11 protein-coding genes are annotated in these 13,201 nt (G+C 64.7%); 5 read left to right on the top strand and 6 right to left on the bottom strand.

Features of this window, described 5'->3' with window-relative positions:
• Nucleotides 1-569 (bottom strand): hypothetical protein (locus tag VLE48_04990; GenBank protein HSA92346.1); only part of this gene is annotated, 569 nt, incomplete at its 3' end.
• 211 nt (nt 570-780) lie between these two features.
• Between VLE48_04990 and VLE48_04985 the strand changes: the two genes are divergently transcribed.
• A complete protein-coding gene (locus tag VLE48_04985; GenBank protein ID HSA92345.1) occupies nt 781-3,642 on the top strand; it encodes an AsmA family protein in 2,862 nt (953 codons plus the stop codon).
• Nucleotides 3,643-3,664: 22 nt separating this feature from the next.
• Here VLE48_04985 and VLE48_04980 read toward each other — a convergent pair whose 3' ends face one another.
• From VLE48_04980 to aroE, 3 genes are all read right to left on the bottom strand, one after another.
• Complete coding sequence (locus tag VLE48_04980; GenBank protein HSA92344.1) at nt 3,665-4,033, bottom strand: TraR/DksA family transcriptional regulator; 369 nt, start codon at nt 4,031-4,033, stop codon at nt 3,665-3,667.
• 178 nt (nt 4,034-4,211) lie between these two features.
• Nucleotides 4,212-4,958: a GvpL/GvpF family gas vesicle protein gene (locus tag VLE48_04975; protein ID HSA92343.1), complete on the bottom strand. Its 747-nt coding sequence runs from the start codon at nt 4,956-4,958 to the stop codon at nt 4,212-4,214.
• Between the two features lie 210 nt (nt 4,959-5,168).
• A complete protein-coding gene (gene aroE, locus VLE48_04970) occupies nt 5,169-6,737 on the bottom strand; it encodes a shikimate dehydrogenase (protein HSA92342.1) in 1,569 nt (522 codons plus the stop codon).
• Nucleotides 6,738-6,972: 235 nt separating this feature from the next.
• On the opposite strand from aroE, the gene VLE48_04965 reads away from it, so the two are divergent.
• On the top strand, nt 6,973-8,484 hold the full coding sequence (locus VLE48_04965) for an OmpA family protein (protein ID HSA92341.1): 1,512 nt from the start codon (nt 6,973-6,975) through the stop codon (nt 8,482-8,484).
• A 70-nt stretch (nt 8,485-8,554) separates the two neighbouring features.
• Here the strand turns inward: VLE48_04965 and amrA are convergent, their stop codons facing one another.
• Nucleotides 8,555-9,148 (bottom strand): AmmeMemoRadiSam system protein A, encoded by a 594-nt coding sequence (amrA, locus tag VLE48_04960; protein ID HSA92340.1) that lies wholly within the window; start codon nt 9,146-9,148, stop codon nt 8,555-8,557.
• Entirely contained in the window at nt 9,132-9,785 is a 654-nt protein-coding gene (pgsA, locus tag VLE48_04955; protein HSA92339.1) for a CDP-diacylglycerol--glycerol-3-phosphate 3-phosphatidyltransferase, read from the bottom strand. Before pgsA ends, amrA begins: the two co-directional genes overlap by 17 nt.
• A gap of 208 nt (nt 9,786-9,993) precedes the next feature.
• Between pgsA and VLE48_04950 the strand changes: the two genes are divergently transcribed.
• The 3 genes from VLE48_04950 to chrA are packed head-to-tail and all read left to right on the top strand — an operon-like array spanning nt 9,994 to nt 13,158.
• Nucleotides 9,994-10,926: a chromate resistance protein ChrB domain-containing protein gene (locus tag VLE48_04950; protein HSA92338.1), complete on the top strand. Its 933-nt coding sequence runs from the start codon at nt 9,994-9,996 to the stop codon at nt 10,924-10,926.
• Between the two features lie 17 nt (nt 10,927-10,943).
• Nucleotides 10,944-11,957: an ornithine cyclodeaminase family protein gene (locus VLE48_04945; protein ID HSA92337.1), complete on the top strand. Its 1,014-nt coding sequence runs from the start codon at nt 10,944-10,946 to the stop codon at nt 11,955-11,957.
• A 7-nt stretch (nt 11,958-11,964) separates the two neighbouring features.
• Nucleotides 11,965-13,158 (top strand): chromate efflux transporter, encoded by a 1,194-nt coding sequence (chrA, locus tag VLE48_04940; GenBank protein ID HSA92336.1) that lies wholly within the window; start codon nt 11,965-11,967, stop codon nt 13,156-13,158.
• Nucleotides 13,159-13,201 lie beyond the last annotated feature (43 nt).

Raw genomic sequence — 13,201 nt, 5'->3', positions numbered from 1 at the left:
TGCTGAGGCGTGGGCTTCTTGTCCTCCAGGCCGATGACGTATTCGCGAATGGTGGTGGCTCCCACGTAGGAAGCTACGTTCTGCGCCACGCCTTTCTTCTCCAGGTAGCGTAGGTAATCGCCCAGGGTGGTCCACACAATGTCGTACTTCAGGTCGCCCTGTTCGGCGGTGTGACGCCGCTTCATCTCCTCGGTGAGGGGGCCCATGGACCAGCCCTCGCCGAAGATTTGCGTAGTGACGCCCTGGCGCAGTTCGCTCTGCGAGCGCCCGTCGATGATGAGCGATTCGGTCGACCAGGAAAGCATGTTGATGAAGCCGGGAGCCACCGCCATGCCCTTGGCATCCACCACGGTCGTCGCTTTCGCGCCGTGGAGGTCGCCGAGGGCGGCGACTTTGTCGCCCCGGATGCCGACATCCGCGCGCTCCGGTTTGCCGCCGGTGCCGTCATAGACGGTTCCGCCGCGGATGATGACGTCGTAGCTCTCCTCGTGTTGCGCGTTTGCCGCAGGAATGATGCACCACAGCGCCACCGCGGCCAGCCCTGCACCCAGCAACCGACGAATCTGCATTCTTGCCTCCCGGGAAAGACGCACGCTACGCCCCCGGTGGAAGAGTGTCAACCACGCGTCGCGGCATCACGGAAGCGCCGCCCATTGCGGAGTTACAATGCGTGCGGCGCGGACAACCGCGTGCGCCCCGCGCGCTTCGAACCTAGTAGGGTCCGCTGATCCCGCGGGACCTGCGCGCTCGAAACCCATCGACCGGCTGAGTGAGGACAACTTGCGCAAGGTACTCATTGGAATCGTGGTGCTGGTGGCGCTGGTCGCCATCGTCGCCCTTGCGCTGCCCTCGCTGGTGGACGTGAACCGCTACCGTCCCACCATCCAGGCACAACTGGAGCAGCGGCTGGGCCGCCAGGTCACGCTCGGGCCCATGCGCCTGCGGGTGATTCCACTGGCCTTCCGCGCCTCGGGTGTCGCCATCGCGGATGATCCGGCGTTCGGAGCCGGAAGGATCTTCGCCCAGGCGGACGAAGTCTACGTCCGCGTTCGGGTTTGGCCGCTGCTCCGCGGAGAAGTCGAAATCGATGCCCTGGACCTGGCCCGGCCGCGGGTGGAGCTCATCCGTTCCACCGATGGACTCTGGAACTTCGAGAGCCTGGGCCGCAAGGGAGCAGGCGAGCCGGCAGCGACCGCACAGCGGTCGTTCTCGCTCAGCGAACTGCGCATCGTGGATGGACAGCTCGCGGTGACCGACCCGCGTCAGCAGCCTGCGCGCATGGTGTACGACCACATTGACCTCACACTCGAGGATTACGCGGCCGGGCAGCCGTTCTTCCTTGAGGCCACGGTTCATTTGCCCGGTGAAGGCGCGCAGAAATTGGCGCTCTCCGGCCGTATTGGTCCCCAGCCCGACGGTGACTGGCAGGCAACGCCGTTTGACGGCAAGCTCAACCTGGAGCACGTCACCCTCGCCGCGCTCGGGCAGTTCCTCAACTCAGGCGCGTTCTCGAGCGTTGGCGGTGTCGCCAGTGGCGAGGTCGCCGTCGTCAGCCGCGGTGGCAGTCTGACATCATCGGGATCTCTTCGGTTGGAGCAACCACGCATTCGTGGCGCGGAAGTCGGTTTCCCCATCGCTGCCGACTACAGCCTTACGCGCGAAGCCGGCTTGTTGCGGATCGAACGCGGAGACCTTCGCCTGGGCGCTACGCCGCTGAAGGTGACCGGCACCGTCAACACTGCGCCGACACCCGCGCAACTCGATTTGCGCCTGGTGTCCGGTGACGTATCCATCGAGGAAGCGGCGCGTCTGGCTTCGGCGTTCGGGGTGGCGTTCAGCCCGGGAACGAAGGTGGCCGGACGCATGACGGCGGATCTCCAGGCACGCGGTCCAGCTTCGGAGCTGGGATTCACGGGGACCATCAAGGCGCGGGACGTGGCCATCAGCGGCGCCGGTTTGCCCCAGCCGGTCAAGGTGCCGGCGATGATCGTGGACATGGCGCCCACCACCATCCGGGCGCCGGAATTCACCGCCTCGACCGGCGGCACCACCGTGAGCGCTGCGTTCACCGTCAACGGCTACACCTCGCCCGAGCCACGCCTGGAGGCCAGCGTCCGCGCGCGCGGGGCCGAGATCGGCGAAGCGCTTGCCATCGCCCGTGCCTGGGGTGTCTCCGCGGCCGAAGGCGTCAGCGGCTCGGGTGCCCTGGACCTCGACGTGCGCCTGGTGGGCGCGCTGAAGAACGCCGCGGCCCGCAGCTATTCCGGAACCGGCCTGGTGGAACGTGCCACGCTGCGGCTTCCAGCGCTGGCCAAACCGCTGGGCATTGGCCGCGCCCGCCTGCGGTTTACCGAGAGCTCCATGGTGGTGGAAGAGCTGGCCGCCACGCTGGGCCAGACCCGCGCTACGGGAACCATGGTGGTGCGGAGCTTCGATGCCCCGCGCACGGAATTCACCCTGGCGGCCGACCGCATGGACCTGGCCGAGTGGGCTCAGATCTTCTCCGGCGGCGCGTCGCCGGCTTCCGCGCGCGATTGGCGGGTGGTTCCCAGAGCACAAGCGGCTGCGGCTCCGCCCAGCTTCTTCTCACGGATGGTGGGCACCGGGACGCTTAGCGTGGGCACGGTGGTCTATGACCAGCTCACGCTGAGCAACGTCCGCTCCAACGTCACCCTCGACCACGGCCTCATTCGCATGGCGCCGCTCACCGGCGAAGTCTACGGGGGCCGCGCCTCGGGCACGCTGGTGATGGATACGCGCCAAACGCCCGCTACCTTCGAGCTCACGCACAAGATGGAGCGGGTGGATGCCAACAAGCTGCTTTCCTCGGTGTCTTCCGTGAAGGAAAAACTCTTTGGCCTTTTGGCGACCAACGGCAATGCGTCGTTCGCGGGGTCGGGTCAGATTGCCCGCTCGCTCGACGGCAGCGTGCTCCTGGACTTGCGCGACGGCAAGATCGCCAACATGGACCTGCTGTACGAAATCGCCAACGCCGCCAAGTTCCTGGCCTACAAACAGAAGATGCGCCCCTTCACCGACGTTGCCAGTCTGACCGGACAAGTGGACCTGCAAGATGGCGTGGCACGTACCCAGAACCTGAAAGCGGTCATCAGCGAAGGCACGCTCGCCGCCGCGGGCAGCGCCAGCCTGGTGGACCAGTCGCTCAACCTGCGCGTCACCGCCGTGCTTTCGCCCGAGTTCAGCAAAGAGGTCGGAGGCACGTCCGTGGGCGGTTACCTGACCACGGCGCTGGCCAACCGCAAGGGGGAATTGGTGGTTCCGCTCATCGTGACCGGAACCTTTGAGAAACCCCGCTTCGCGCCTGATGTCGAGAAGATCGCCCGCATGAAGCTGGAGAACCTGGTACCGAGCCTTTCCGATCCGGGCGGGCTCACGCAAGGGATTCTGGGCGCGATCCTGGGCAAGAAGGAAACGTCCGACAGCAACCAGAAACCGCAGGGGGAATCGGACCAAACCGAAGCTAAGAAAGAACCAGGGGCGCCGCCCACGAATCCGCTGGAAGACGTGCTGGGCGCGATCCTCGGCCAGCAGCAGAAGAAGAAGGAACAAAAGCCGTCCCAACCCGCCCCGCAGCAGCAGCCCTCAGACCAGGAACAACAGCCGCCCGAGCAGCCGAAATGAAGGGGTGTACAACCGGGGTAGCCTACGACCCAGTATCTTCCAACTGCCCCTGCTCCAGCTTTTCCTGGCAGTCGATGCAGAAGCGGGTCCAAGGCACGGCTTCGAGGCGCTTAGGGTTGACTTCTTTGCCGCAGCTCACGCAGTTGCCGAACTCGCCCTCGCGGAGGCGGGCCAGAGCCGACTCGACCTGGTGCAGGAGCTGGCGCTCATTGTTGCTCTGACTGAAGAGGAATTCCTTGGTATAGGAGCTGGCCGCCTTGTCGGCGATATCCTGGGCGGTCTCCACGTCCGCAGACCGGCCGGCGAGCTCGGTGTTCGATACGACACGGCGCAACTCCTGCTGCCGGGCTTCCAGCTTCTTGCGGAATTGCTCCAGTCTTTTCTTGTCCATGCTTCGTCCCTCAGAAGCCGATTCCGTGACGCGATTAAACCTATGATGATAAGCGTCGTTCAAAAGATGCGTCAACTGCCGCGGGTTTGGCCCTCCCGGCGGCGCGCCGGAAGGCGAGCCTGGACGTGAGGCAGGGCCAGAAGGTGAAGAACCTCTTTCAACCGGGGGCGCGTCGACCTCAGCTATGCCCGTTCCCGGCGGTGCGCAGCTTGCCCGGCATGAAGTGATAGGGTGGCCAGGGACCCGAGATCACCAACTCGCAGTTCTTGAGCTGGCGTGTGGCCTGACCGTAGCGGCTCTGGTACTTCTCCACCGACTTGTGGTCGATGAGATGGGCGATATCGATGAGCAGCCCGCCCGAGTCCGCCTTGCGGCAGCAGACCTCTTCTTCCAGGGGCGAGAACAGCTTGTGCACCTGTACCGAAAGGGCGCGCGCCTTGGTCTGGCGTTCGCGCTGCCGAGCCGCTTTCTCTCGCAGCTTGCGCAGGTATTCGCCACCCGCGGCGGCGGGGAGCACTACTTCCTCGGCGGCCGCGACCAGGGAGCCATCCCTGATCAGCACCTTGAGGTGCATCTCGGCCTTGCCGCGCAGCCTGGAGACACTGGCCAGGAAGGCCTTGCGGTTGCCCCGAACGGCGCGCCGCAGCGCCTCGTCGGTCTCAAAGACTGTGCCGAAACGGAAGGGAAGGACGGTGGTATTGCGGAAGCACTCGCTCACCACCCGCGCGTGGTCGAGGATGGCCTTTTGGTCGAGCGTGCCGGTGCGGGTGTACTCGCTGACGATGACCGCGAACTCTCCGCTGGGATAGCCGTAGACTTTGGCACCCTGGATGCCGCTCATCCCCTCAATCAGGAACGGACGCCGTGCCCTGGATTCACCCTGAAACGCCTCTTGCTCCGTAATGCAGTATGCATACCACGGCATGGTCCGTCCCTCCGAAGTTTGGACGCGGCGGCTGGGCCGCAGCGCTGGTTTTTCAACTGCAGGCGACGACTCTACTCAGTGGAAGTGACTGGTTTGTATTGGGCGAAACCTGGGACCACGGCCGCTCGTAAGCGGTCCATGTCCGACTTGAGTTATGTTACTTCTTTTGTAACGCCAACCGCAACTGTTAGGTTGATTTTCCCGCGTCCTCTACTTGCGCTTTTTCTTCTTGCCGTTTTCCGCTGCCGCCCGGGCTTCCAGCGCGCGCAGCATGGTGCGCTGGATCTCATCGAGCGGCGCAGGCTTCCCGGTCCAGATCTCGAACTGTCGGGCCGCCTGGTGGATGAGCATCTCCCAGCCCAGGATGACCTGCGTTCCCCGCGCGCGCGCCTGCTTCACTAGGCGCGTTTCGGCCGGAACGTAAACCATGTCGAACACCACGCGTGCGTTGATCTCGTTGTCGCGTAAGGGAGACTGGCGTCCGCCGCCCATGCCGACCGGCGTGGCGTTGACGATGGCGTCGAACTGCATCTTCTTCAGGTCGGAGCGCCGCAGATACTTGGCGCGCGCCTGCTTGGCCAGCCGCCTCCCGGCGGAAGCGGTGCGGTTGAGCACGTAAACTTCGGCATGGCGCTCTTTCAGACCGAAGACCGCCGCCCGCGCTGCGCCTCCGGCGCCCAGCACCAGCACCTTGGCGCCCGCGATCTGGATGCGCTGTTCCAACGGCCGGATCACGCCCGCAACGTCGGTATTGAAACCATAGAGCTTTCCGTCCTGCGCCCGGATGACGGTGTTGCACGCCCCGATTTTGGCCGTGACCGAGTCGGTGTTATCCAGGTGTTTCAGGATGACTTCCTTGTAGGGCATGGTGATGCTGAGCCCATGGATGGGAATGTCGCGCGCGCAAGTAAGCAGGTCGGTAAGGGTCCGCGCATGCAGCGCCAGATACACGGCGTTGACGCTTTCGCGCCGGAAGGCGGCATTCATGATGTGGGGGGAAAGGGAGTGCTCGATGGGGTCGCCGGCTACGCCGTAGACACGGGTGGCGGCGTCCACCAGATTTAGCCGGTAGACGTCCAGCAGCGTGCGTCCCGCAATCTGTCCGGGCGCGGTTTCCTCGCCCGCCGTGGCGGCCGCGAAGGTGAACACACTGCCCGCCCGCACGCCCAGCACTCGACTGATGATCCCCTGCTCCCCCATGCACACGCCCACCATGGAGTGCTTCTCTGCCTTCTGCTCCAAGAACTTCATCATGGTCACGTTGTCCGCCAGGCACTTGGCGGTGGTGACCACCTTGTAGAAATCGGCTGGGATGCTGCGCATCTTTTCGAAGGTCTGATCCAGCTTGCGCGTAGCCTTGAAATCGTGATGGGAAAGAACCAGTGCCGCTCCGCTGCGCAGGCGGGAGAGCTCTTCCGGCCGGGCCTTGCTCGCGCTGGCCAACTCCAGGTCTACCAACTGGCAGCCGTGGGCTGCGGCCCGGACGAGCAAGCTGATTTCCGCCGCCACCGAACCCCGGAACTTGCCCCCGTTGGCCGCCCGGCGACAGGTGGCGATGGCCAGCACGTCGGGGTGGTATTCCAGGAAGGCCTTGATGCGGGCCAGCCCACTTGCCGGCTTGCGAATGTAATCTAACCTAAACTCAATAAAGGGGTTATCCCTCACCACCGCCTGCGCCTTGGCGACCATTTCGGCGGCGCTGGAGCCGGTGATGGCGACACAAATGCGCGGCAGGCGCGGCGGCAGCAGCCGCGGGACGTAGGTGGCAGTCGCCGACATTTTTGCAGGCGGGGCGCGCGAATATTACAGGTGCACAAGGAGCAATGCAACAGGGGTTGCACCTTTCTTACCGGTAACCTGTCCTTTGGTACCTTAGGGGTTAATACGGTTTTCCTTGACCCCTGCGGGGCTGTTTGCTAGCGTTCAATCCGGAAAAGGCCTTTGGGGCGTGGTGTTTGCGCCCTTTGGACCCGGTCTGCCGACCCTTCTGCGGTGGCAACTTCCGGAGGAAATTATGAAACGAACGGGACTTGTCCTGATTATTCTGGCCGCCTCTGCGCTGGCCCAGGAAGCGGGGACGCAGGTCGCCGCCACCAACATCGAGGAGTGGAAGCAGGCTCCCACCTACTCGGACGTGAATTGTGCCGGCTACGTGACCAAGGAGTCCATCTCCAACAGCGTTTATCTGGCCGGCGGCTGGAACACGCCGCACGCCACGCGCTTTGGCGACCGTGACTACGTCTACCTGGACGGCGGCGGCTTCCAGGAGGGGCAGGCCTTTGCCATCCTCCGCCGGATGCGGGACCCCAATCGCTGGCAGCCCTATCGGGGGCAGAGGCGTGAGTTGGCGGCGGTGGGCGACGTCTACGCCGAGATAGGCCGTGTCCGCATTGTCGGCACCCGGGATCGCATCGGGATCGGCGTGGTCGAATTCAACTGTGATGCCATGATTCCCGGCGACCTGGCCGTTCCCTGGAACGAGCGTCCCATTCCCCAATTTTCGTATCGCGCCCCGTTTAATCGCTTCGCGCCCCCCAATGGCTTGCTGACGGGGAGGATCGTCGGCGCCAAGGATTTCGATACCATCGTGGGCACCGGCCAGAAGGTGTATCTGAACATCGGCGCGAACCAGGGAGTCAAGGTTGGCGACTATTTCCGGGCTACCCGCAACTACGATTTCGCCAGCCTGGAAGCGATTGATTCCCTCTCGTACAAGGCCTCCATCCCGGATGATTCGCAGAAAAACTCTCCCAAGTATCCCCGGGGCCGTCTGAAAGAATTTCCCCGGCGTTCCCTGGCAGAGATGATGGTGCTGAATGTCACGCCCACCAGCGCCACGGCGATGCTGACCTACGCGATCGAGGATGTTCAGGTCGGCGATGGAGTGGAATTGATGGAGCCGGTACCGCCGCCTCCTCCGCCGCCCATGAATCCGCCGACCATCTCCTGCACGGCGCAGCCGCCCTCGGTTCTGGTGGGCGAACGCTCCACCATCACCTGTGAAGCGGCCAGTCCAGACGGCCGTCCGCTGACCATCAGCCATGCCTCCAGCGCCGGCAACGTTTCCCCCACCGACGGAATCGCGGTGCTCGACACCTACAACACCACGCCCGGGGTCATCACCGTGCGTTCCACGGCCACCGACGACCGCAACCTTTCGGCTTCCGCCATGACCAACGTCAATGTTGCGGCCCCAGCTATTCCGCAGGCCAGCAAGCTGAACGAGATTCAGTTCCGCCGCAACAGCGCCCGCATAGATAACCAGGCCAAGGCCATGCTCGATGACCTTGCGCTCTTGCTGCAGCGCGAGCCGGATAGCCGTGCCGCCATCGTAGGCACGGTAGACGGCGATGAAAAGGCGGGCCAGACCCTGGCGACCAAGCGCGCGGAGAATGCCCGCGACTACCTCACCCGGGAGAAGGGCGTCGATGCCGGCCGGGTGGACGTTCAGACTTCGCCCATGCCGGGGAAGAAGGCCGACCTTTGGGTCATCCCCTCCGGCGCCACCATGCCAGAACAGCAGTAGTTTCGAGCACACACCGGGCGCGTGTCTTGCACACGCGCCCGTTTTTCTTTGCCTGAAAAATCCGATTGGGCTACGCAGCCTGGCCTGCGCGGTCGCCGAACACTTCCGCTGTGAATGCCTCCACAGTGGCTCCATGCTTCCAGGCGTCGGGTGAAAGGCCGGCCTTCAGACAGGCTTCGTCGAGGAACATCTCACAGGACCAGCCGTGCTCGACCGCGACTTGCGGCAGCAGCAACCCGCGCTGGAATCCCCGGCTCACCAGCAAGCCGTGCTGACCTACGATGACCGCTCTCGGATCGATGCGAAATAGTTGCGAGAGCACGCTGATCTCGATCTGCAGACGCGAGCCTTCTTCCTCGGTTACCGGCAGGAAGCGGGGATCATGGAATGCGGCCGCGACCGCCGTTTCCACCACCGTCGTGCACAGCGATTTCACGGGATAGACAAAGCCCACGCATCCGCGCAGTCGATCGTCCAGATGCAGGGTGGTGAAGGCGCCACGAGGCTCAGCCAGATGCGCCGAGGGATTATTGGGCTTCCAGTTTTCTCGTCGTACCGCGGCCAGAATGGCGCGCCGCGCGGCATCAAGCAGAAAGCTCCGTTCCTGTGGAGAGTATTCGGGAAAGAGGGACGGAAGCGACGGATTGTCAGGTTGCGGCAACATCGCGCTTCCTGCGCCGGCTGAGTACAAACGACGACCTGCGGCGCTGGCGCTCCAGGAAACTGCGGTCGATCTTCGACCAGAAGGCAGCAAAGTAATCGATGGCCGAAACCATGGACAACAGGACCATGAACCAAACGGAGAGGTGCGCGATCACCTCAATGGGCAGTACGGCGGCGCCGACTGTCCATGCCGTCCAGCGTGCATTCAGGATGGCCGCTACCACCGTAACCACCTGCACCGCCATCTTGAATTTGCCCAGGTCGCTGGCTTCGATGGTGAATCCCTCGGAGGCGGCGACGCTGCGCAGCCCACTCACCAGGAACTCGCGGCCCACGACGATCACCGCCATCCAGGCCGGTACTACCTCGGGGTTGAACTGCACCAGCGAAATGAATGCGGCGGTGATGAGCAACTTGTCGGCCAGTGGATCGAGCAGCATCCCCATGGTGGTGATCTGTCCACGCTTGCGGGCCAGGTAACCATCCAGCTTGTCGGTGAACGACAAGCCGATGAACAGCAGGGATGCCGCCAGTTCCCGCTGGCCGTGGGCGCTGGAGAACGTCTTACCGAACAGCAGCCACAGCAACAGGGGCACGCCGAGGATGCGCGTCAGCGTGATGTAGTTAGGCAGATTCACTGTCCTGGTTCTGGGTTTGTTCGCCGCCGAACAAGTGGGGTCGGACAACCGCGCGCCTGTTGCGATTATCCTCCACGCTCCCAGCGGAAAGCAACGCGCGCGTCGTGCACTCGGTGTCGTCTCCTCCCGCTTGGGCTCATGGCCTGCGGCGTCGTGCCGGCCGGCTTGACATCCTATCAATGGTGATATATGTATTACACTTACGGAAATGACCATAACATCTGATAAGCACGCCCCCTGGCTGTTGTTGATGTTTCGCCTGCCGGCGCGGCAGGCCAGCCGCCGCGTGGAGGTGTGGCGCAAGCTGCGGCGGCACGGAGCGCTCCCCTTGCGCAGTTCGGGCTACGTGCTGCCCAATACGCCCGCTGCCCGGGAACACTTCGAATGGCTGGCCGCAGCCATTCGCCGCGCCCGCGGTGAGGCCTCGGTGGTGCAGGTCCAGGCCATCGACGACCTGCCCTCCGAGGAGCTGCGGCGACAGTTCCTGGAGGCCAGTGCGGGCGAGTATCAGCAGCTTTTGCGCCAGCTTCGCCAGGTCGCTGCCGGTCCGCGAAAATCGGCGGGCGCGCGGCTCACGCGCCTGCGCCGGCGCCTGCAACAGATCGTGGCGGTCGATTTCTTCGCTAACCCTCTGCGCAATCGCGTGGAAGCGGCGTTGGCGCGCGCCGAGGCGGCGCTGGCCGGCACGCCTCCGCCCGCCGCCAGCGCGCGCCGGGAGCGCAAGGAGTACCGCCGCCGTACCTGGATCACGCGTCCGCGCCCGGGTATCGACCGGGTCGCTTCCGCCTGGCTCATCCGTCGCTTCGTGGATACCGACGCGCGCTTTGCCTTTGCCGAAGATGCGGCGCGTCATCCCAACGCGGTTCCTTTCGATATGTTCCAGGGTGGCGGATTCGGCCACCGCGGCGACGATTGCACCTTCGAGACCCTGCAGAAGGAGTTCGGCATACGCGATGCGCGCGTCACTGCCTTGGCGCAGATCATCCACGATGCCGATCTCGGGGACGAGAAGTTCGGCCGCCGCGAAGGGGAGGGCGTGGAACGCGTCCTGCTGGGCTGGGCGCAGCAGGATATCTCCGACGACGAGCTGTTGCGCCGCGGCATGGACCTGATGGAAGGCTTGTACCGGGCACTGCCATGACCGAGGCGGGCGTGTCGATGTCGCATACTCCAGCGGGCAATCCGGCGGGCACGCTGCTGCTGCAGCGCCGCGAGGTGGCAGCCCTTCTGGATCTCGGCGAATGCGTGGAAGCGGTCGAGCGTGCCTTTCAACTTCACGCGCGGGGCGAAAGCCTGCCGCCGGGAGTGCTCAGCGCCTATGTTCCCGACGGCGGCTTTCACGTGAAGGCAGCCGGCCTCAAGCTGGAGCGGGCCTACTTCGCCGCCAAGTTCAACGGCAATTTTTCCGGCAACGCATCGCGGTTCGGCCTGCCCAACATCCAGGGCGTCATCCTCTTGTGCGACGCGGAGAACGGCTACCCGCTGGCGCTGCTGGACTCCATCGAGATCACCATCCAGCGCACGGCCGCGGCCACGGCGGTGGCGGCGCGATACCTGGCCCGGCCGGAGTCCGAGGTGCTCACGGTTTGCGGTTGCGGCAATCAGGGAAGGTCGCATCTGCTGGCCTTGTCGCGCGTGCTGACGCTCAAGCAAGTCTTCGCCTGGGACGCCGACCCTGTCCGCGCGCATGACTTCGCACGGGAATTCTCCGAGCGGCTGGGTGTGGCGGTAGAGGCCGTCGACGAGCTTCACACCGCCGCGCGCCAGAGCGACCTGTGCGTCACCTGCACCTCGGCTCGCCGCTGGTTCCTTGCCTGCGAAGACGTCCGGCCGGGCACGTTCATCGCCGCCGTCGGCACCGACAGTCCTGACAAGCAGGAACTCGACCCGCAACTGATGGCCGTGTCCCGAATCGTCGTGGATTCACTCGCCCAATGCGCGGAGTTCGGCGAACTGCATCACGCGCTCGAGGCGGGCCTGGTGACGCGTGAATCGGTGTGCTCCGAACTGGCCGATGTGGTAGCCGGGCGCAAGCCGGGCCGTACTTCACCGGAGGAAATCGTTCTCTTCGACAGCACCGGCGTCGCGCTGGAAGACGTCGCTGCGGCGGTGGCGGTCTACCACAAGGCGTTGCGCCAAGGCGTAGGCCAGCGTCTGGATTTTGCGGCCTGAGGACGCCTTGGCGGACGTCCCGACGATTCCCGGCCCGCCGCATGAGTCCTACTCACGCCTGTTCCTGCGCTTCTTGCGCTTCGGCCTGCTGGCCTGGGGCGGACCCGTGGCGCAGATCGACATGATCCGTCACGAACTGGTGGAGCGCGAACGCTGGGTCACCCACGACCGCTTCCTGCGCACGCTCGCCGTGTACCAGGTGCTCCCCGGGCCGGAAGCGCACGAGCTGTGCGTGTACTTCGGCCTGCTCTCCCGCGGGCGTCTGGGCGGCGTGCTGGCCGGGCTGGGATTCATGCTGCCCGGCTTCGTGCTGATGCTCCTGCTTTCCTGGCTCTATGCTGGCCATGGCATCGATCAGGGAAGCATGGCCGCGGCCTTTGCCGGCGTGCAGCCGGCGGTCGTGGCCTTGATCGTGCGCGCCATCGGGCGCATCGGCAGCCGCGCGCTCACCACACCTTGGCTCGGCCTGCTGGCCGCGCTCGGGTTCCTAGCTTCCGTGATTGGCTTGCACTTCCTGTTCACGCTGGGTGGTTGTGGAGCGCTTTATGCGTCGCTGCGGCGCCGCAAGCGCGTGGTGGCGCTTGTGCTGTTGGTCCTGCTGGCGGCCGGCTTACTTTGGCTTCCGCCTCCACCGTCGGCATCGAGCATTCGGGAATCAGGGTCGGCAGTACACACACTCTCCGTTCCTGCGCTGTTCGTTTCCGGCCTGCGCACCGGCCTGCTGACGTTCGGCGGAGCCTACACCGCCATTCCGTTCCTGCAGCATGACGCCGTGGTGCGCGCCGGGTTCATGACCAACCGCGAGTTCCTCGACGGCATCGCGCTGGGCGGCGTGCTGCCTGCTCCCCTGATCATTTTCGGCACCTTCGTGGGCTACATCGGCGGCGGAGTGCTGGGCGCGCTCGCGCTCACGGTGGGCATATTCCTTCCGGCGTTTTCCTTTACCCTGGTCGGACACGAATACCTGGAGCGGGCCGTGCACAACCCCGCGCTGCACGACTTGCTCGATGGCGTCACCGCCGGCGTCGTAGGGTTGATTGCGGCCACCACGTTGGATTTGGCGCGCAGCGCGCTCACTTCGCCTGCCTCGCTCGCGATCTTCGCCGTTGCACTTCTTGCGCTCATCCTTTGGCGCGCCGGCTATGCCGTTGCCATAGTGATGCTGGCGGCGGCGTTGGCCGGATGGCTCTGGCTCAGATAAGCCGCCGGGAGACTCTGCGCCAATCGCCGCCGTGTAGAATCGA

The sequence above is a fragment of the Terriglobales bacterium genome (genome assembly GCA_035454605.1).
In the GTDB taxonomy this organism is placed as follows: domain Bacteria; phylum Acidobacteriota; class Terriglobia; order Terriglobales; family Acidobacteriaceae; genus DATMAB01.
Note: the sequence above shows the minus strand (reverse complement) of the source record. Positions and strands in the feature narration are given on the sequence as shown.

What these genes read in the sequence shown, in the direction of transcription:
- VLE48_04980 (HSA92344.1), bottom strand. Translation starts at nt 4,033, where the DNA reads ATGGACAAGAAAAGACTGGAGCAATTCCGCAAGAAGCTGGAAGCCCGG.
- VLE48_04975 (HSA92343.1), bottom strand. Translation starts at nt 4,958, where the DNA reads ATGCCGTGGTATGCATACTGCATTACGGAGCAAGAGGCGTTTCAGGGT.
- aroE (HSA92342.1), bottom strand. Translation starts at nt 6,737, where the DNA reads ATGTCGGCGACTGCCACCTACGTCCCGCGGCTGCTGCCGCCGCGCCTG.
- VLE48_04965 (HSA92341.1), top strand. Translation starts at nt 6,973, where the DNA reads ATGAAACGAACGGGACTTGTCCTGATTATTCTGGCCGCCTCTGCGCTG.
- amrA (HSA92340.1), bottom strand. Translation starts at nt 9,148, where the DNA reads ATGTTGCCGCAACCTGACAATCCGTCGCTTCCGTCCCTCTTTCCCGAA.
- VLE48_04950 (HSA92338.1), top strand. Translation starts at nt 9,994, where the DNA reads ATGACCATAACATCTGATAAGCACGCCCCCTGGCTGTTGTTGATGTTT.
- VLE48_04945 (HSA92337.1), top strand. Translation starts at nt 10,944, where the DNA reads ATGTCGCATACTCCAGCGGGCAATCCGGCGGGCACGCTGCTGCTGCAG.